This is a genomic window from Streptomyces sp. NPDC037410 (assembly GCF_055602235.1).
In genome coordinates this window covers 1-19,557 of record NZ_JBVJWR010000039.1, presented here as the reverse complement: position 1 = coordinate 19,557, position 19,557 = coordinate 1, and the positions used below count along the sequence as shown (strand labels likewise).

General features: G+C 70.4%; 16 protein-coding genes. 12 read left to right on the top strand and 4 right to left on the bottom strand.

Annotated elements, in window-relative coordinates; translation table 11 throughout:
* Positions 1-27 precede the first annotated feature (27 nt).
* The 4 genes from eccB to ACZ7HT_RS36365 all read left to right on the top strand — a co-directional run bounded on the left by eccB (position 28) and on the right by ACZ7HT_RS36365 (position 3,714).
* Positions 28-1,569: a type VII secretion protein EccB gene (gene eccB / locus ACZ7HT_RS36380; protein ID WP_471173966.1), complete on the top strand. Its 1,542-nt coding sequence runs from the start codon at positions 28-30 to the stop codon at positions 1,567-1,569.
* 12 nt (positions 1,570-1,581) lie between these two features.
* Positions 1,582-2,841, top strand: coding sequence for a type VII secretion-associated serine protease mycosin (gene mycP / locus ACZ7HT_RS36375; RefSeq protein ID WP_471173962.1), 1,260 nt, complete (start codon positions 1,582-1,584; stop codon positions 2,839-2,841).
* 190 nt (positions 2,842-3,031) lie between these two features.
* The gene (locus tag ACZ7HT_RS36370; RefSeq protein WP_471173960.1) at positions 3,032-3,370 is read left to right on the top strand and encodes a WXG100 family type VII secretion target; all 339 of its coding nucleotides are present in this window, start codon (positions 3,032-3,034) and stop codon (positions 3,368-3,370) included.
* Between the two features lie 53 nt (positions 3,371-3,423).
* Positions 3,424-3,714: a WXG100 family type VII secretion target gene (locus ACZ7HT_RS36365; RefSeq protein WP_116158540.1), complete on the top strand. Its 291-nt coding sequence runs from the start codon at positions 3,424-3,426 to the stop codon at positions 3,712-3,714.
* A gap of 80 nt (positions 3,715-3,794) precedes the next feature.
* On the opposite strand, the gene ACZ7HT_RS36360 is transcribed toward ACZ7HT_RS36365, so the two are convergent.
* Together ACZ7HT_RS36360 and eccCa are read right to left on the bottom strand one after the other, a co-directional pair.
* Entirely contained in the window at positions 3,795-4,079 is a 285-nt protein-coding gene (locus ACZ7HT_RS36360) for a DUF397 domain-containing protein (RefSeq protein WP_471173957.1), read from the bottom strand.
* A 63-nt stretch (positions 4,080-4,142) separates the two neighbouring features.
* Positions 4,143-8,096 (bottom strand): type VII secretion protein EccCa, encoded by a 3,954-nt coding sequence (eccCa, locus tag ACZ7HT_RS36355; RefSeq protein ID WP_471173955.1) that lies wholly within the window; start codon positions 8,094-8,096, stop codon positions 4,143-4,145.
* Between the two features lie 226 nt (positions 8,097-8,322).
* Here eccCa and eccD point away from each other — a divergent pair, with 226 nt between their 5' ends.
* The 6 genes from eccD to ACZ7HT_RS36325 all read left to right on the top strand — a co-directional run bounded on the left by eccD (position 8,323) and on the right by ACZ7HT_RS36325 (position 15,393).
* Positions 8,323-9,795, top strand: a complete 1,473-nt coding sequence (gene eccD / locus ACZ7HT_RS36350) for a type VII secretion integral membrane protein EccD (protein ID WP_471173951.1) — start codon at positions 8,323-8,325, stop codon at positions 9,793-9,795.
* 194 nt (positions 9,796-9,989) lie between these two features.
* Positions 9,990-10,280, top strand: coding sequence for a 30S ribosomal protein S15 (gene rpsO / locus ACZ7HT_RS36345; protein ID WP_015036567.1), 291 nt, complete (start codon positions 9,990-9,992; stop codon positions 10,278-10,280).
* Positions 10,281-10,561: 281 nt separating this feature from the next.
* On the top strand, positions 10,562-12,781 hold the full coding sequence (locus ACZ7HT_RS36340) for a polyribonucleotide nucleotidyltransferase (RefSeq protein WP_471173949.1): 2,220 nt from the start codon (positions 10,562-10,564) through the stop codon (positions 12,779-12,781).
* Positions 12,778-14,157 (top strand): M16 family metallopeptidase, encoded by a 1,380-nt coding sequence (locus ACZ7HT_RS36335; RefSeq protein WP_471173946.1) that lies wholly within the window; start codon positions 12,778-12,780, stop codon positions 14,155-14,157. Before ACZ7HT_RS36340 ends, ACZ7HT_RS36335 begins: the two co-directional genes overlap by 4 nt.
* Positions 14,158-14,182: 25 nt before the next feature.
* Entirely contained in the window at positions 14,183-14,935 is a 753-nt protein-coding gene (gene dapB / locus ACZ7HT_RS36330) for a 4-hydroxy-tetrahydrodipicolinate reductase (RefSeq protein ID WP_471173943.1), read from the top strand.
* 5 nt (positions 14,936-14,940) lie between these two features.
* Positions 14,941-15,393, top strand: a complete 453-nt coding sequence (locus tag ACZ7HT_RS36325; RefSeq protein WP_471173941.1) for a hypothetical protein — start codon at positions 14,941-14,943, stop codon at positions 15,391-15,393.
* Here ACZ7HT_RS36325 and ACZ7HT_RS36320 read toward each other — a convergent pair.
* Together ACZ7HT_RS36320 and ACZ7HT_RS36315 are read right to left on the bottom strand one after the other, a co-directional pair.
* Positions 15,383-15,943, bottom strand: a complete 561-nt coding sequence (locus ACZ7HT_RS36320; RefSeq protein WP_471173939.1) for a hypothetical protein — start codon at positions 15,941-15,943, stop codon at positions 15,383-15,385. The two genes, ACZ7HT_RS36325 and ACZ7HT_RS36320, sit on opposite strands and share 11 nt — an antisense overlap.
* Positions 15,944-15,997: 54 nt before the next feature.
* Positions 15,998-16,237 carry a hypothetical protein gene (locus ACZ7HT_RS36315; RefSeq protein ID WP_471173937.1) on the bottom strand — a complete coding sequence of 80 codons (240 nt, stop codon included), beginning with the start codon at positions 16,235-16,237 and terminating at the stop codon, positions 15,998-16,000.
* Between the two features lie 336 nt (positions 16,238-16,573).
* Here ACZ7HT_RS36315 and dapA point away from each other — a divergent pair, with 336 nt between their 5' ends.
* The gene (gene dapA / locus ACZ7HT_RS36310; protein ID WP_471173935.1) at positions 16,574-17,473 is read left to right on the top strand and encodes a 4-hydroxy-tetrahydrodipicolinate synthase; all 900 of its coding nucleotides are present in this window, start codon (positions 16,574-16,576) and stop codon (positions 17,471-17,473) included.
* A gap of 100 nt (positions 17,474-17,573) precedes the next feature.
* Entirely contained in the window at positions 17,574-19,259 is a 1,686-nt protein-coding gene (locus ACZ7HT_RS36305; RefSeq protein ID WP_471173933.1) for a ribonuclease J, read from the top strand.
* Positions 19,260-19,557 lie beyond the last annotated feature (298 nt).

Sequence of the window (19,557 nt, the reverse complement as noted above, 5' to 3'; positions counted from 1 at the left end):
GATCGCGCCTGACGAGAATGGGGACTCATGGCATCGCGGCGGGACGAGCTCAACGCGTACACCTTTGCGAAGAAGCGCACGGTGGCGGCATTCCTCCAACCCTCGCCCTCCGGCACGGAGGAGGGTGCCCCGAAGCCGCTGAAGGCGGTCGTCCCCGGCCTGATCGTCGCCGCGCTCGTCGTCGCCGGATTCGGCGGCTGGGGCATGTTCAAGCCGAACGCCCCCAAGGGCTGGGACACCCCCGGCACCCGGGTCATCGTCGGCAAGCAGTCGACCACCCGGTACGTGGTCCTGGAGACCGGCAAGGGCAAGGGCAGGAAGACCCTGCTCCACCCGGTCCTCAACCTCGCCTCCGCCCGGCTCCTGCTCAACCCCGACCAGTTCCAGGTCATCCAGGTCGACGACAAGACGCTCGACGAGGGCAAGCCGCCGCGCGGCCCCATCCTCGGCATCCCGTACGCCCCCGACCGCCTGCCCGCCGCGGACGACGCGGGCACGAAGAAGCGCTGGGCCGTCTGCGAGCAGCCCGGCGGCGGCAAGGGCGCCAGTGTCCAGAAGGCGACCTTCCTCTTCGCCAAGCGGGACATGAAGCGGACCGAGGACGGCCACGCGCTGGAGAACGGCCAGGTCCTGTACGTCAAGGGACAGAAGGGGAACGCCCAGTTCCTCGTCGACCACACCGGTACCAAGTACCCGGTGAAGGCCGACCGCCCCGGGCTCCTCACCGCCCTCGTCGGTCTCGGCAAGCCGCAGGCCGTCACCGACGACTGGCTCGCCACCCTGAAGACCGGCGAAGAGATCGACTTCCCGAAGATCGAGGGGAACGTCGGCGAGGCCACCGAGATCCCCGGCAGCAACCTCAACGGGACCGAGAACCGCGTCGGGCTCGTCCTGCTCGCCCAGACCGGTTCGGGCCCCCAGTACTACGTGGTGCTGCCCGGCAAGGTCCAGCCGGTCACCCCCTTCACCGCCTGGCTGCTCATCAACTCCCCCGACTCCGCCGGCCTCGACATGGACGGCAAGGCCACCACCGTCGACGCCTCCTCCTTCGTCCCGGACCCCACCTTCTTCCACGCCGACGCCCGCTGGCCGACGCTGAAGTCCAAGCAGGTCAACGCGACCACCGGCGCGGGCGCCCGGGACACCGTCTGCAGCGTCCTCCTCGACGTCGGCGAGAAGGGCGACGCCACGCTCGCCACCTGGGCCGGCCCCGCGTACCCCGCCGACATCACCGCCGGTGGCACCAGCACGTACGTCACCCCCGGCACCGGCCTCCTCTACACGCAGATCCAGGGCCGGCAGAAGACGCCCGACGGCTCCCTCTTCCTCGTCACCGACACCGGCCTGCGGTACGCGGTCCAGGCCAACGGCGACAGCGACTCCGCCCGCTCCGACATCGGCGCCGGCGAACAGAAGCAGACCGACGGAAGGCCGGAACCCAGCGACGCCCAGAAGCGTCTCGGGTACGAGAGCGTCGCGCCGGCCCTCGTCCCGATCGAATGGTCGGAGTTCCTGTCGAAGGGCCCGCGGCTCGACACCAACAGCGCGCGTCAGCCGCAGGGTTCCTAGGGGGTGGCACCGGTGACGACGACGTACCGCACGGCCGCGCTGCTCGCCGCGGGCACCCTCACGGCCCTCCTCGCCGCCCCCGCCGCGGCGGCCGCGCCCCCGCGCCACGACGGCCCGGCCCTCGACGGCAGCGGCGAGTGCACCTTCCCCATGAAGAAGCAGATCGAGGGCACCCCCTGGCCGCTCCAGCGGGTCCTGCTCGACGAGCTCTGGCAGGACACCAAGGGCAAGGGCGTCCGGGTCGCCGTCATCGACACGGGCGTCGACGACGTCAACCCGCAGCTGGACGACGCCGTCGACGCCAAGGCGGGCAAGGACTACCTCAAGCCCGACAAGAAGAACCCCTCCTTCGGCGACGAGAAGCGCGGCAAGACCGACGGCACCGTCGACGAGGTCGGCCACGGCACCAAGGTCGCCGGCATCATCGCCGCCCGCCCCCGCAAGGGCACCGGCTTCGTCGGCCTCGCGCCCGAGGCCACGATCATCCCGATCCGGCAGAACGACGAGAAGAACAGCGGCAAGTCCGACACCATGGCGCAGGCGATCACCTACGCCGTCGACAAGGCCGGCGCGGACGTCATCAACATCTCGCAGGACACCACCCAGGCGCTGAGTCCCGACTCGCCCATGGGCAAGGCCGTGGCCCACGCGATCGGGAAGGGTGTCGTCGTCGTCGCCTCCGCAGGCAACGACGGCATGGACGGCGCCCGCAAGAAGACCTACCCGGCCGCCTTCCCCGGCGTCCTCGCCGTCGCCTCCTCGGACCGCAACAACGAACGCGCCGTCTTCTCCCAGTCCGGCCCGATGGTGGGCGTCGCCGCGCCCGGCGTCGACATCGTCTCCACCGTCCCCGGCGGCGGCCAGTGCGTCGACAACGGCACCAGCTTCTCCGCCCCGTACGTCGCCGGCGTCGCCGCCCTGCTCCGCGCCAAGTACCCGGACTGGACCGTGGCGCAGATCGTCACCCGGATCGAGCAGACCGCCGTCCGCTCCGTCAACGGCCGTGACGACCACGTGGGTTGGGGTGTGATCGATCCGGTTCGGGCGCTCGCCGACCAGCCCGGGACGCCGGCCTCCACGCCCGTGCCCGACCCGGGCCCGCCCAAGCCGCCGGCTCCCGAGGCGGCCGCTCTGGCGCTGTCGGAGACGCCCCAGGAACGCTCCGAACGGCTCGCCACCTATGCGTTGGGGATCGGGGGTGTCCTGGTGGCCGTCGTCGCCGGAACGGCCACCGTGATCCGCGACAGCCGCCGCGGAAGGGAGGCCCGATGACCCGCGTACCGGTCAAGTATCGGGACCTTCCTTTGCAGTTGGAACTGTCGCCGCCAATGGCTACAGTGACCGCTGGGGGCACGGCAGTGCGAACCCAGCACGGGGGCGGCATCAGAAGATTCCCGTCCGCATCAAGACCGGGAGGCCCGACGGCCCGTCCGTCGACGCCACCGAAGGAAGAAGGGGCAAGATGTCGAAAGACCTGAACGTAACCAGTGCCGAACAAGTCAAGCTCGCCGGCCGGATCCAGGACTTCTCCGACGAGCTCCAGGCCCGCATCACCTCCCTCAACGGCGTGGTGGACCGCATCCAGGCGGGCTGGCAGGGCGCTGCGAGCAAGGAGTACGACCGGGTCCAGAACGACCTGAACCTGCGCCTGCGCAACATGCGCGCCGAGCTGAACCGGCTCGAGGAGATCATGCGCATGAGTGCCGACGGGTTCTCGCAGGAGGAGGAGGACCGTCTGCGGTCCTTCCGTCAGATGGACAGCTCCGGCGGTGGCCAGAGCGCCATCCTCGGCATGGCCTGAGCCGTCCGACCCGACCAGTCCTCCGCGCCACTCTCACTCCAGGAGTCATCACCATGACCACTGCGGTCAATTACGACACCGTGACGCAGGCGGCGGCCGACACCCGCCTGACCTCCAGCACCCTCAGCCAGAAGCTCGACGACCTCATGGCCGAGGTCAACCGCGTCGCCTCCAACTGGGAAGGTGAAGCGAAGATCGCCTACCGCGAGAGCCAGGACCGCCTGACCCGCGACATGGCCGGCATGAACCAGGACCTGGCCCAGATCGCCCGGCTGCTCGACGAGTCGGTCGTCGGCTACCAGGACACCGACAAGGGCAACGCGGCGCGCTTCCGCATGATGTGAGCCTGCGCCTGCCTTGAGATTCGGCGAACACGCGTGAGGGGGTGGCCCGTTCCCACGGGCCACCCCCTCACGCGTACGCGCTACCGCAGATCGAACTCGCCGTCACGGGCCCCCAGGACGAACGCGTCCCACTCGGCCTTCGTGTACCGCAGCACCGTCTCCTTGTCGAGCGACGAACGCATCGCCACCGCGCCCTCGGGCAGCCGCGCGATCTCCACCCGCTCCTCGTCCGGGTTCGTCCCCGGAGCGCCCTCCCACTCGACGCCGGAGATGTCGAGCGCGTACAGCTCGTCCTTCTGGCGCTGCTTCTCGGCGGCCAGGGCGGCGTCCGCGCTCTCGGTGCTGGTCTCGTGGGCGTCGGTCATCGGCGCGTTCCCTTCGCGGTGGTACGGCGGTCCCTCCCACACTAGTGGGAGGGACCGCTCCGCTCAGTGCTGTTCGGGCAGCCAGCCCAGCTGCACCAGTGGCGTCCCGCGCTTCCGCGACACGAACGTGCCCCGGCCCGGAGGCATCGGCCGCGCCCGTACGCCGCCCAGGATGTCGCCCTCCTGTGGATCACCGGACAGGAGCACGCCCTGCGCGCCCAGCTCCCGCATCCGCTGCATGAACGGCTCGTACATCGCACGCGAGGCGCCCGCCTGGCTGCGCGCCACGATGAACCGGATGCCGACGTCCCGCGCGAACGGCAGGTTCTCCACCAGAACGGCCAGCGGGTTCCCCGAGTTGGTGGCCACCAGCTCGAAGTCGTCGACCAGGACGAACAGCTGCGGACCCGACCACCAGCTGCGGTCCCGCAGCTGCTGCGGCGTGATGTCGGGCTTCGGCGCCCGCTTCGTCATCACCGTGTTGATGGCGTCCATGTGCATCTGCATGGCTGAGGCCATCGGCGCGTACTCCAGGAGGTGCGAGGGCGCCACGGCCTCCAGCATCGTCCGCCGGTAGTCGCCGACCACGATCCGCGCCTGCTCCGGCGCGTACCGCTCGCACAGCTGCTTGGCGATCAGCCGCAGCAGCGCCGTCTTGCCGGACTCGCTCTCACCGAAGACCAGGAAGAACGGATCCGACTCGAAGTCGACGAACACCGGCTCCAGGTTCGTCTCGTCGATGCCGATCGCGATGCCGTGCTGCGGGTACTCGAAGCCCTTCGGCAGCTGCTCCGCCGGCAGCCTGCGCGGCAGGAGGCGCACCGCCGGCGCCGGGGCGCCGGTCCAGCTCGCCTTCACGGCCTGCACGAACGCCGAGGTGCCCTCCGCCAGGTCGGCGGACGAGCTCGCCCCGTCGATCCGCGGCAGCGCCCCCATGAAGTGCAGCTTCTCCGGGACCTGGCCGCGGCCCGGCACACCGGTCGGCACGTTCGCCGCGACCTTCCGGTCGAACTCGGAGTCCATGACGTCACCGAGCCGCAGTTCGAGCCGGCCCAGCATCTGGTCCTTGAGCGCCGCCCGCACCTCCATGTACCGGGCGGCGGTGATCACCACGTGGATGCCGTAGCCCAGACCGCGCGCCGCGATGTCGGCGACGATCGGCTCCAGCGTGTCGTAGTCGTTGCGGAAGCTGCCCCAGCCGTCCACGATCAGGAAGACGTCGCCCCAGGCCTCGCCCGGCAGTTCGCCCGCGGCCCGCTTGCGCCGGTACGTCGCGATCGAGTCGATGGAGTGCGAGCGGAAGAACTCCTCCCGCCGGTTCAGGACGCCCATGACCTCCGCGACCGTCCGGCGCACCCGCTCCGGGTCGAGCCGGGACGCCACCCCGCCGACGTGCGGCAGATCGGCCAGCGAGACCATGCCGCCGCCACCGAAGTCCAGGCAGTAGAACTGCACTTCGGCTGGCGTGTGGGTGAGCGCGAACGAGGAGATCAGCGTGCGCATGATCGTCGACTTGCCGGACTGCGGACCGCCGACCACCATCATGTGGCCCGCCGCGCCGGAGAAGTCCCGGTAGAGCACCTCGCGCCGCTGCTCGAACGGCTTGTCGATGAGGCCGAGCGGCACCGTGAGCGCGCCCTGACGCGTGTACTCCGTCGCGGTCAGGCCCCGGTCCGCCGTCTGCGCGAGCCCCGGGAGCAGCTGGTCGAGCGAGGGAGCCTGGTCGAGCGGCGGCAGCCACACCTGGTGCGCCGGCACCCCCTGGCCCTCCAGACGCCGCACGATCACGTCGAGGACGGTGTCCGCGAGCGCCTCGTCCTCCTCGGAGCGCCGCTCCGCCAGATAGGCCGGGTCCGGCGCCGCGTAGACCACCGGCACCGGCGCCGCCGTGAACAGCGCGGGCCGCCGCTCCACCGGCATGTGCCCGATCTCCAGACGCGGCCCGCCCGTCCGGTACGTCCCCGAGACGTACGCCGCCTTGAAGCGGGTCATCTCGTCCGTGCCGAACTTCAGATAGCCCGAGCCGGGCACCGAGGGCAGGTGGTACGCGTCGGGCACGCCGATCGCCGTGCGCGACTCCGCCGCCGAGAAGGTCCGCAGACCGATCCGGTACGAGAGGTACGTGTCCAGGCCGCGCAGCTTGCCCTCCTCCAGGCGCTGCGAGGCCAGCAGCAGGTGCACGCCCAGGGAGCGGCCGATGCGGCCGATCTGGATGAACATGTCGATGAAGTCGGGCTTGGCGGTGAGGAGTTCGGAGAACTCGTCGATGACGAGGACGAGCGAGGCCAGCGGTTCCAGCGGAGCGCCCGCGGCCCGCGCCTTCTCGTAGTCGTGGATGTTCGCGTAGTTGCCCGCCGAGCGCAGCAGCTCCTGCCGCCGCTGGAGCTCGCCACGGATCGCGTCGCCCATGCGGTCGACGAGCGTCAGGTCGTCGGAGAGGTTCGTGATGACCGCCGCCACGTGCGGCATCTGCGACATGCCCGCGAAGGTCGCGCCGCCCTTGAAGTCCGCGAGGACGAAGTTCAGCGTCTCCGAGGAGTGCGTCACCGCGAGGCCGAGCACCAGCGTGCGAAGGAGTTCCGACTTTCCGGAACCCGTCGCGCCGACGCACAGACCGTGCGGGCCCATGCCCTCCTGCGCCGCCTCCTTCAGGTCCAGCATGACCGGCTGGCCGTCCTCGCCGACACCGATCGGCACCCGGAGCCGCTCGGCCACCGACCGGGGCCGCCAGGTCCGCGTCACGTCCACCGAGGCCGCGTCGCCCAGGTTCAGCAGATCCGTGAAGTCCAGATTGGCGAGCAGCGGCTCGTCGTCGTCCCCGCCGCCCATCCGCAGCGGCGCCAGCTGCCGGGCCAGCGCCTCGGCCGCCGGCAGCGAGATGCCGTCCGGCAGCCCCTCGTACGCGAAGCCGCCGCCCGACTCCAGACGCAGCCGGCCCGGCCGTACCACCACCGAGAGGCCACCGCGCGGCTCGTCGAGCTCGCCGCTGACGACCTCCACGATCGTCACGCCCTGGAGGCCCTCGGCCGCCGCGAGCAGCGAGTCCGGCGGCACCATCCCGCCGTCGAGGACCACCACCACGTGCGGCTGGTCGAGCACCGGCTGGTTCTCCCGGGAGAACCGCGGCCGCCCGTCCAGCTTCGAGCGGACCAGGTTCTCCAGCTCACCGAGGTCGTCGCCGAACAGCCGCTTCGTACCGGCCCCGTCGACCTGCCCGGGCACCTGGGTGTGCGGCAGCCACTTCGTCCAGTCCCAGCGCTCCTGCGCCGGCCGCGCCGCCACCACGGCGAGCATCAGGTCGTCGGGGGAGTGCAGCGTCACCAGCTGCGCCACCAGGGCTCGCGCCGCGGCCTGCGCCGACTCCGGCTCGCCCGACACCGTCACGTGGTAGAACGCCCGCATCGAGACCGCCATCGGCAGCCCGTCCAACGTGCCGTGCACCGCGAGGAACTGCTGCATCGCACCCGCACACAGCGGCTCCAGCTCGTCCACCGGAGCCGTGTCCGGCGCCACCAGCGGAGTCGCCAGCTGCTGCGCCCCGAGACCGATCCGCGCCTGCCCGAAGTCGTGGTCGCCGACCCGGCGTTCCCACACCCGCGAACCCTCGGCCACGACCGACCACAGCTGCTCGGGGGACGGGTGCAGATACAGCTGCGCGTCCCGCTGCCTGCGCGCCGTGCGCCGGACCGTACGCCGGGTCTGCGCGAGGTATTTGAGGTAGTCACGGCGGACATCGGCCATTTGCCCCTGCGTACCGCGACGGAATCTGAAGAACTGCGCGATGGCCATGCCGACCGTCGACGCCAGCATCAGCGTGCCCATGATCCGCATGATCGGCGAGGGCGTCATGAAGAAGAAGACGACCGACGAACCCATGCCGAGCATCGGCAGGAGCTGCATCAACGCCGACTCCTGCTGCCCCCGAGGAAGTTCCGGCGGAGACTCCAGGACCAGTTCCTCACCGGGCACTTCCGGAGGAAGAGACCTCGGCGGGCGTTTGACGACGATCTGGCTCACCGGCGCATCAATCCCTCGTTGGAGGCGGGCTCGTGGCGGGAGCATCCGCACGCCACCCCTGTCGGCAGCCGAGCGCGCGGACTTCCCCCATGGGACGGCGATCCTACTTGCAGCCCCCACCGGCCGTCCCCGGTAGGGTGGCGCCGCATCGTGCGCAACCGCGAATCAGATCGCGAGGAGCCGCGAATCCAGACGGGCGCAACCGCGAACCAGGGGGTCCACACACGTGAGTACGACCGCAACGACCGGCTTCTGCCGCGTCACCGTCGTGGCGCCGGACAGCCGCATCGACGTCGCGCTCCCCGAGGACATCGCCGTCGCCGACGTCTACCCGGAGATCCTGCGCCTCACCGGCCAGACCCAGGCGCCCGGCACCCCGGCCGGCTACCACCTGGTCCGCCGCGACGGATCCGTCCTCGACGGCGCCCGCACCCTCTCCGCCCAGCAGGTCCTCGACGGCGAGGTGCTCTCCCTGCGCCCCTTCGCCCAGTCCCTCCCGCCGGCCGTCTACGACGACGTGTCCGACGCCGTCGCCTCCGCCGTCACCCGCGACCGGCACCTGTGGAGCGACGAGCTCCTCCGCGGCGCCGGACTCGCCGGCGGCGTGCTGCTCCTCGTCCTCATGGGCTTCGTCCTCTGGTTCGCCGACCCGGTCCGCCACGACATGCACAGCCTCCCCGGGATCATCGCGGGCGCCGCCGGCTTCCTCCTCACCGCCTTCGCCGGCGTCCGCGCCCGCGTCTACGCGGACCGGGCCACCGCCGTCGCCCTCGGCCTCGGCGCGCTGCCCCTGCTCCTCATCGCCGGCTCCGGCATCATCGCCGCCGACCCCGGCCAGGGCCCCGGCCGTCTGCAGTTCCTGCTCGGCTCCGTCACCGTCCTCGTCGCCTCCGTGGCCCTCGTCGCGCTCACCCCCAGCGGCGACGCCCCCTTCGTGGCCGCCACCTTCCTCGCCGGCGTCGGCACCCTCGCCACCTTCCTGCTGATCCTCACCGACGGCACCGCCACCGAGGCCGCCGCGGCCTGCGCCCCGATCGCCATCGGCCTCGTCGCCTTCCTGCCCGGCCTGTCCGCGCGCTTCGCCCGCCTCCCCATCGGCTACGCCGCCCCGCGCAGCGCCGCCGACGACGAGTTCTCCGGCGACCCGCAGCCGGGCGAGGAGGCGCAGCCCGTCGACGCCGAGCGCATCGCGCTCCAGGCCCGCCGCGGCCACGAGATGCTCCTCGGCCTGGTCGGCGGCTGCGCGTCCGTCGTCGTCGGCTCCGCCGCCGTCCTCGGCTTCGCCGGGAACGTCTGGGGCCAGCTCCTCGCCCTCGCCGCCGGCCTCGCGATGCTCCTGCGCGCCCGCCTCTTCCGCTACACCTCGCAGATCGCCTGCGTCCTCGTCGCCGGCATCGCCGCCGTCGCGCTGCTCGTCCTCGGCCTCTCCCTCAACCCGCCGGTCGACCTCGTCAAGGACCTCCTCATGTACGGGGACCGCGGCGGCCTCGACATCCGGACCATCTGGCTCACCGCGGCCGTCGCCGCCGGCGCCGCCCTGATCACCGCGATCGGCCTGATCATCCCGAAGAAGGGCCTCTCGCCCTTCTGGGGCCGGCTCCTCGACCTCGCCGAGGGCTTCGTCCTGCTCTCCCTCGTCCCGCTCTGCCTCGCCGTCCTCGACGTCTTCAACCAGGTCCGCTCCCTCACCAGCAAATGAGGGAGCCCGCTCCGGCGAGCTGGTACGCTGTGTGACGGCCGTTTGTGTACGCGCTCCCGGAATGCCTCCGAGATCACTCGGAAGCCTCTGGAAGCTGCGCCCATCGGACCTTCGCCCGTGGAGTCACGGAAGCTTCCCCTGAGACCTAGACCAGGGGCACCCGCGGGCGCACGAACACCAATGAGGAGATCCGCGTGGCTCTCGACGCCGCTGTCAAGAAGCAGATCATGGCCGAGTTCGGCACCAAGGAGGGCGACACCGGCTCCCCCGAGGTCCAGGTCGCGATGCTGTCCCGTCGCATCTCGGACCTGACCGAGCACCTCAAGCAGCACAAGCACGACCACCACTCCCGTCGTGGTCTGCTGATCCTGGTCGGCCAGCGCCGCCGCCTGCTGCAGTACCTGGCCAAGAAGGACATCCAGCGCTTCCGTACGCTGGTCGACCGCCTCGGCATCCGCCGCGGTGCGGCCGGCGGCGCCAAGTAAGACGCCACGGAGGGAGCGGTTCCCACTTTCAGGGGGCCGCTCCCTTTGCTGTACGTGCACAAAGTGCGCATCGGCACTTAGTCTGGTCGCACAACCCCATACGACGAGCGTGAAGCCGCCGGCCAGCCGCCGGTCCTCGGTAGTGGCCCCCGGAACGAACACCCGGGTGCTTCGATCGAAGACCGGCCCGCACCCTAGGCGAGCTCTCCGCCCCCGTCGCACACCGTCCCCGGCCACACGGGCCGAAGGACGCAAAGACGAACACGTAGGAGAAACCCATAGTGGAGAACGAGACCCACTACGCCGAGGCCGTCATCGACAACGGCGCCTTCGGTACCCGCACCATCCGCTTCGAGACCGGCCGTCTGGCCAAGCAGGCCGCCGGCTCCGCCGTCGCCTACCTGGACGACGAGACGATGGTCCTCTCGGCGACCACCGCCTCGAAGCGCCCCAAGGACCAGCTCGACTTCTTCCCCCTCACGGTGGACGTCGAGGAGCGGCAGTACGCGGCCGGCAAGATCCCCGGCTCCTTCTTCCGCCGCGAGGGTCGCCCCTCCGAGGACGCCGTCCTCACCTGCCGCCTGATCGACCGGCCGCTGCGCCCCTCCTTCAAGAAGGGCCTGCGCAACGAGATCCAGATCGTCGAGACGATCATGGCGCTCAACCCCGACCACCTGTACGACGTGGTCGCGATCAACGCCGCCTCGGCTTCCACGATCCTGGCGGGCCTGCCCTTCTCCGGCCCCATCGGCGCCACCCGCGTCGCCCTGATCAAGGGCCAGTGGGTCGCCTTCCCGACGCACACCGAGCTCGAGGACGCCGTCTTCGACATGGTCGTCGCCGGTCGCGTCCTGGAGGACGGCGACGTCGCGATCATGATGGTCGAGGCCGAGGCCACCGACCAGACCATCACCCTCGTCAAGGGCGGCGCCGAGGCGCCGACCGAGGAGGTCGTCGCCGCCGGTCTCGAGGCCGCGAAGCCCTTCATCAAGGTCCTCTGCAAGGCCCAGTCGGACCTCGCCGCCAAGGCCGCCAAGCCCACCGGCGAGTTCCCGGTCTTCCTGGACTACCAGGACGACGTCCTGGAGGCGCTCTCCGCCGCCGTCAAGGGCGAGCTCGCCCAGGCGCTCACCATCGCCGGCAAGCAGGAGCGCGAGACCGAGCTCGACCGCATCAAGGACCTCGCGGCCGAGAAGCTCCTCCCGGCCTTCGAGGGCCGCGAGAAGGAGATCTCGGGCGCCTACCGCGCGCTGACCAAGAAGCTGGTCCGCGAGCGGATCATCAAGGACAAGGTCCGCATCGACGGCCGCGGCATCACGGACATCCGTACGCTCGCCGCCGAGGTCGAGGCCATCCCGCGCGTGCACGGCTCGGCGCTGTTCGAGCGTGGCGAGACCCAGATCCTGGGCGTCACCACCCTCAACATGCTCCGCATGGAGCAGCAGCTGGACACCCTCTCCCCGGTGACCCGCAAGCGCTACATGCACAACTACAACTTCCCGCCGTACTCCGTCGGCGAGACCGGCCGCGTGGGCTCGCCCAAGCGCCGCGAGATCGGCCACGGCGCCCTCGCCGAGCGCGCCCTCGTGCCGGTCCTCCCGACCCGCGAGGAGTTCCCCTACGCGATCCGCCAGGTGTCCGAGGCCCTCGGCTCCAACGGTTCGACGTCCATGGGCTCGGTCTGCGCCTCCACCATGTCCCTGCTGAACGCCGGTGTGCCGCTCAAGGCCCCCGTCGCCGGCATCGCCATGGGTCTGATCTCCGAGGAGATCGACGGCCAGACGCACTACGTCGCCCTCACCGACATCCTCGGTGCGGAGGACGCCTTCGGCGACATGGACTTCAAGGTCGCCGGTACGAAGGACTTCGTCACCGCCCTCCAGCTCGACACCAAGCTGGACGGCATCCCGGCCTCCGTCCTGGCCGCGGCCCTCAAGCAGGCCCGCGACGCCCGCCTCCACATCCTCGACGTGATGATGGAAGCGATCGACACGCCGGACGAGATGTCCCCGAACGCCCCGCGGATCATCACCGTCAAGATCCCCGTGGACAAGATCGGTGAGGTCATCGGCCCCAAGGGCAAGATGATCAACCAGATCCAGGAGGACACCGGCGCCGAGATCACGATCGAGGACGACGGCACCATCTACATCGGTGCCGCCGACGGCCCGGCCGCCGAGGCCGCCCGCGCCACGATCAACGGCATCGCCAACCCGACCATGCCGGAGGTCGGCGAGCGCTACCTGGGTACGGTCGTCAAGACCACCACCTTCGGTGCCTTCGTCTCCCTGATGCCCGGCAAGGACGGCCTGCTGCACATCTCGCAGATCCGCAAGCTCGCCGGTGGCAAGCGCGTGGAGAACGTCGAGGACGTGCTCGCGATCGGCGCGAAGGTCCAGGTCGAGATCGCCGAGATCGACCAGCGCGGCAAGCTCTCCCTCGTTCCCGTCATGGCGGACGAGGACGCTGCCGAGGGTGACAAGGACGACGCTGCCAAGTGACGTCCCGTAGTTCCCGCGCGACGGCCCGCACCTCTTCGGAGGGGCGGGCCGTCGCCCGTACCCAAACGCTTCTCCCGGGCAAGGACGGCATCGGGACGGTCCGCCGCACGACCCTCCCCGGGGGCCTGCGGATCGTCACCGAGACCCTCCCCTCCGTGCGCTCCGCCACCTTCGGCATCTGGGCGCACGTCGGCTCCCGCGACGAGACCCCGACGCTCAACGGCGCCACCCACTACCTGGAGCACCTCCTCTTCAAGGGCACCCACAAGCGGTCCGCCCTCGACATCTCCGCCGCGATCGACGCGGTCGGCGGCGAGATGAACGCCTTCACGGCGAAGGAGTACACCTGCTACTACGCCCGGGTCCTCGACACCGACCTGCCGCTGGCGATCGACGTCGTCTGCGACATGCTCACCGACTCGCTGATCCTCGACGAGGACGTGGACGCCGAGCGCGGCGTCATCCTCGAAGAGATCGCGATGACCGAGGACGACCCCGGTGACGTCGTGCACGAGCTGTTCGCGCAGACGATGTTCGGCGACACCCCGCTGGGCCGCCCGGTCCTCGGCACCGTCGACACGATCAACGCGCTCAGCCGCGGCCAGATCGCCCGCTTCTACAAGAAGCACTACGACCCGACCCACCTGGTCGTCGCCGCCGCCGGCAACGTCGACCACGCCACGGTGGTACGCCAGGTCCGCCGCGCCTTCGAGAAGGCCGGCGCCCTGACCCGTACCGACGCCGTCCCCGTCGCCCCCCGCGAGGGCTCGAGGACCCTCCGTACGGCGGGCCGCGTCGAGCTCCTCAACCGCAAGACCGAGCAGGCGCACGTGGTCCTCGGCATGCCGGGCCTGGCCCGCACCGACGACCGCCGCTGGGCCCTCGGGGTGCTGAACACCGCCCTCGGCGGCGGCATGTCCTCCCGCCTCTTCCAGGAGGTCCGCGAGAAGCGCGGCCTGGCCTACAGCGTGTACTCGTACACCTCGGGCTTCGCCGACTGCGGCCTCTTCGGGGTGTACGCGGGCTGCCGGCCCAGCCAGGTCCACGACGTCCTGAAGATCTGCCGCGACGAGCTCGACAAGGTCGCCTCCGACGGCCTCACGGACGAGGAGATCAACCGCGCCGTCGGCCAGCTCTCCGGCTCGACCGTCCTCGGCCTTGAGGACACCGGCGCGCTGATGAACCGCATCGGCAAGAGCGAGCTGTGCTGGGGCACCCAGATGTCGGTCGACGACATGCTGACCCGGATCGCGCAGGTCACCCCGGACGAGGTCCGCGAGGTCGCCCGCGATGTACTGGAGCAGCGGCCCTCGCTGTCGGTGATCGGCCCGCTGAAGGACAAGCAGGCGGACCGCCTCCACCACGCGGTCTCCTGATCGACACGTCCCCTAAGGAAGAGCAATGAGCAAGCTGCGCGTGGCGGTCCTCGGAGCCAAGGGCCGCATCGGCTCCGAGGCGGTCAGGGCCGTCGAGGCCGCCGAGGACATGGAACTGGTCGCGGCCCTCGGCCGCGGCGACCGTCTGGAGACGCTCACCGAGGCGGGCGCCCAGGTCGTCGTCGAGCTGACCACCCCGGACTCGGTCATGGAGAACCTCGACTTCTGCGTGGGCCACGGCATCCACGCGGTCGTCGGCACCACCGGCTGGACCGAGGGCCGTCTCGCGCAGCTGAACGGCTGGCTCGCCGCCTCCCCGGAGACCGGCGTCCTCATCGCCCCGAACTTCTCCATCGGCGCCGTCCTCACCATGAAGTTCGCGCAGATCGCCGCCCCGTACTTCGAGTCGGTCGAGGTCGTCGAACTCCACCACCCCAACAAGGTCGACGCGCCCTCCGGCACGGCGACCCGCACCGCCCAGCTCATCGCCGAGGCCCGGTCGAAGGCAGGCTGCGCCCCGCAGCCCGACGCCACGACCACCGCCCTCGACGGGGCGCGCGGGGCGAACGTCGACGGCGTTCCCGTGCACGCGGTACGCCTCCGGGGCCTGCTCGCCCACCAGGAGGTGCTGCTCGGCGCCGAGGGCGAGACGCTCACGGTCCGGCACGACTCCCTGCACCACTCCAGCTTCATGCCGGGCATCCTTCTCGGTGCCCGCCGCGTGACCACGACTCCGGGCCTCACCTTCGGCCTTGAGCACTTCCTGGACCTGGGCTGACGGTCATGGGCGGAAAGATCACGTACGTCTTCCTGGCCACCGTCCTCGTCCTCGTCTTCGGCGTGGTCGGGATGGAGGGCGTTCTGCTCCTCCTCACGGGCGAGCCGGCCGCCATGGGCATGGGCGCGGTGGCGTTCCTGCTGCCCGTCGTCGGCGGCTGGTTCCTCTGGAAGAACACCCGCTTCGCACGCCAGGCCGGCCGCCTCGCCACCGAGCTGGAGGCCGAGGGCGGCCTGGCCGTCGACGAGCTGACGCGCACGCAGGGCGGGCGGATCGACCGGGACTCGGCCGACGAGGTCTTCGCGCTGCGCAAGGCCGAGACGGAGGAGTCACCCGAGGACTGGCGCTGCTGGTTCCGGCTCGCGGTGGCCTACCACGACGCCCGGGACACCCCGAGGGCCCGCCAGGCGATGCAGCGGGCCATCGCGCTCCACGAGGGGCGTCCGGTCAGCGCATAGCGGCCGGGGCCGTGCCGTACTCGGCGTTCCACGCCTCGACCGAGTCGGCGGCCCGGTCGAAGGCCTCGATACGGGAGAGGAAGTCGGCGTTGTGGGTGGTGAGCAGCAGCAGCCGCTCACCACCTCGCCGGTCGAGCACCAGGGCCTGGCCCTGGACCGTGCGGGGGAATCCCAGCCAGCGCACGGGCTGCTGGGTGGTGCGGACGGACGCCACCTTCGCCCAGGGCACGGTGACGGTCGAGAGGAAGCCCACGCGGCGCACACCGGCGCGGCTCACCCAGGCGCCCATGCGCAGCGTCCGCAGGGCGGCCGCGATGAGGAGCACGGCGAGGCCGAGCGTGACGCCCGCGCCGCCGAAGGCTCCGGCGAACGCGATGACCACGGCGGCGAGCAGGATGAACGAGGCGAGCAGCAGCGCGAGCGCCGCCGCCCCCACCCGCCAGGACCCGGGCCGGTAAGGACGGCGCCACTGGTCGTGGTCGTCGAACGGCAGGGCGGCATGGTCGGTCGTGTCAAAAGCACGGTCGGCCGTCAGGAAGGGCAGGGGCACGACAGGTCCTCACTCACAGGCACGCTCGAAGGGGCGATGCCCGGTGAGGCTACCTCAGCGGTTGTCGGAGGCCTCGGACTGCTGCTGACGAGTGGCCGAGTCACCCGACTGGAGCGAGGGCATCCCGAGGACGAGGGACCCGACGAGGCCGGCCACGACGGTCAGCCCGAGCAGGGTGCGGCCCACGATCTGCGAGGCGCTGAGGCGCTCCCGGGGCGGTGGAGTGACGTTACTGCGGAAGTGGTCGGCCTCCGCGGCGAACGCGAACGGTACGGCCTCATTCCGGCGGAACATCAGAGCCACTCTCCTTCTTCGTCGTCATGCGTCACAGGTACAGACGACGGAACCGCCGTTTCGGTGCCCTTTTTCACCAAAGCGGCCGAATCTCATCCTCCAGTAGGACGCGGCAGTGGGGCAGGTCGCAGGCCTTGGACGACTGTGCAGTCCGGTACGGCACACATGTCCGAACACACGATGCGAAGTGTCCGTATTGCGACGTTTCACGAAGTTCATCTAGGCTGATCAAACGGACCCGGCGCTGCCTGAACCCCCGAGCAGGCAGCGCCGGGCTCCTTTTCTCCTGTGCCCCTCAGGGGCGCCCGGCGCTGAGCAGCGAGTAGCGTGTTACCCATGGCTCCGATCTCCACTCCGCAGACCCCCTTCGGGCGGGTCCTCACCGCCATGGTCACGCCCTTCACGGCGGACGGCGCACTCGACCTCGACGGTGCCCAGCGACTCGCCACCCACCTGGTGGACGCAGGCAACGACGGCCTCGTCATCAACGGCACCACCGGCGAGTCCCCGACCACCAGCGACGCGGAGAAATCGGACCTCGTACGAGCGGTACTGGAGGCGGTCGGCGACCGCGCCCACGTCGTCGCCGGCATCGGCACCAACGACACCCACCACTCCGTCGAACTGGCCCGCACCGCCGAGCGCGACGGCGCCCACGGCCTCCTCGCCGTGACGCCGTACTACAACAAGCCCCCGCAGGAGGGCCTGTACCGGCACTTCTCGGCCATCGCCGACGCCACCGGCCTGCCCGTCATGCTGTACGACATCCCCGGCCGCAGCGGCGTCCCGATCGACACCGAGACGATCGTCCGCCTCGCCGAGCACCCGCGTATCGTCGCCAACAAGGACGCCAAGGGCGACCTCGGCCGCGCCAGCTGGGCCATCGCCCGCTCCGGCCTCGCCTGGTACTCGGGCGACGACATGCTCAACCTGCCGCTGCTCTCCGTCGGCGCCTGCGGCTTCGTCTCCGTCGTCGGCCACCTCGTCACCCCGGAGCTCCGCGCCCTCCTCGACGCCCACCTCGGCGGCGAGGTCCAGAAGGCCACCGAGATCCACCAGAAGCTGCTCCCGGTCTACACCGGCATGTTCCGCACCCAGGGCGTCATGACCACCAAGGCCGCCCTCGCCCTCCAGGGCCTCCCGGCCGGCCCGCTGCGGCTACCGCTCGTCGAGCTCTCCGCACAGGAGACCGAGCAGCTCAAGGTCGACCTGGCCGCCGGCGGGGTAGAACTCTGACAACAGACTTCACAACTGAACACTGACAACAGCAAGTGCACGATTGTCATGCGCGCCACGTGCCCGACCGGTACGTGGCGTGCATGGTGAGGAGAGTCTTTTGAGTCATCCGCATCCTGAACTCGGCGCCCCGCCGAAGCTGCCCAAGGGCGGCCTTCGCGTCATCCCGCTCGGCGGCCTCGGCGAGATCGGCCGCAACATGACGGTCTTCGAGTTCGACGGCCGTCTGCTGATCGTCGACTGCGGCGTCCTCTTCCCCGAAGAGGAGCAGCCCGGCGTCGACCTGATCCTGCCGGACTTCACCATCATCCGGGACCGCCTCGACGACATCGAGGGCATCGTCCTGACGCACGGCCACGAGGACCACATCGGCGCCGTGCCGTACCTGCTCCGGCTGAAGCCGGACATCCCGCTGATCGGCTCCAAGCTGACCCTCGCCCTGATCGAGGCGAAGCTCCAGGAGCACCGCATCCGCCCCTACACCCTCGAGGTGAAGGAAGGCGACCGTGAGGTCCTCGGGCCCTTCGACTGCGAGTTCGTCGCGGTCAACCACTCCATCCCGGACGCCCTGGCCGTCGCCATCCGCACCCCCGCGGGCATGGCCGTCGCCACCGGCGACTTCAAGATGGACCAGCTCCCGATGGACGGCCGCCTCACCGACCTCCACGCGTTCGCGCGGCTCAGCGAGGAGGGCATCGACCTCCTGCTGTCCGACTCGACGAACGCCGAGGTCCCGGGCTTCGTCCCGCCGGAGCGGGACATCTCGAACGTCCTGCGGAACGTCTTCGCGAACGCCCCGAAGCGCATCATCGTGGCCAGCTTCGCCAGCCACGTGCACCGCATCCAGCAGATCATCGACGCCGCCCACGAGTACGGCCGCCGGGTCGCCTTCGTCGGCCGCTCGATGGTCCGCAACATGGGCATCGCCCGCGACCTGGGCTACCTCCGGGTCCCGGCCGGCCTCGTCGTGGACGTGAAGACCCTCGACGACCTGCCGGACGACGAGGTCGTGCTGGTCTGCACGGGTTCCCAGGGCGAGCCCATGGCGGCCCTGTCCCGCATGGCCAACCGCGACCACCAGATCCGCATCGTCCCCGGCGACACGGTGATCCTCGCGTCCTCCCTCATCCCGGGCAACGAGAACGCGGTCTACCGCGTGATCAACGGCCTGACCCGCTGGGGCGCTAACGTGGTCCACAAGGGCAACGCCAAGGTCCACGTCTCGGGCCACGCTTCGGCCGGCGAGCTGCTGTACTTCTACAACATCTGCAAGCCGAAGAACCTCATGCCGGTCCACGGCGAATGGCGCCACCTGCGCGCCAACGCCGAGCTCGGCGCGATGACGGGCATCCCCAAGGACCACATCGTCATCGCCGAGGACGGCGTCGTCGTCGACCTGGTCGACGGCCGCGCCCGCATCACCGGCAAGGTCCAGGCGGGCTACGTGTACGTGGACGGCCTCTCGGTCGGCGACGTCACGGAGACCCACCTCAAGGACCGCCGCATCCTCGGCGAGGAGGGCATCATCTCGGTCTTCGTGGTCGTGGACTCCTCGACCGGCAAGATCGTGAGCGGCCCGAACATCCACGCCCGCGGCTCCGGCATCGAGGACTCGGCCTTCGACGCCGTGATCCCGAAGGTCGACCAGGCGCTGAACAAGTCCGCCCAGGACGGCGTCGTCGAACCCCACCAGCTCCAGCAGCTGATCCGCCGCACCGTCGGCAAGTGGGTCTCCGACACCTACCGCCGGCGCCCGATGATCCTCCCGGTCGTCGTCGAGGTCTGACAGGCCTGACCAGCGCGACACCGGAGCGGGGCCCCTCGATTTGCATCGGGGCGCCCCGCTCCAGTACGTTTACGGCTCCGCCAGATCGGGAAACCCCCGGCGCCGCAGTGCGCCCGGAGGACGAACCGGGAGGCGGGAAATCCGACTCAGAACTTCTGATAAAGTCGGAACACGCCGGAAGGCCTCGAAGAAAAGAAATTCGAGACCGGAAAGCACCGAGGAAATCGGATCGGAAAGATCTGATAGAGTCGGAAACGAAGGAAGCGCCCGGAGGGCCTGGAAACAGGAACGAAGGAAG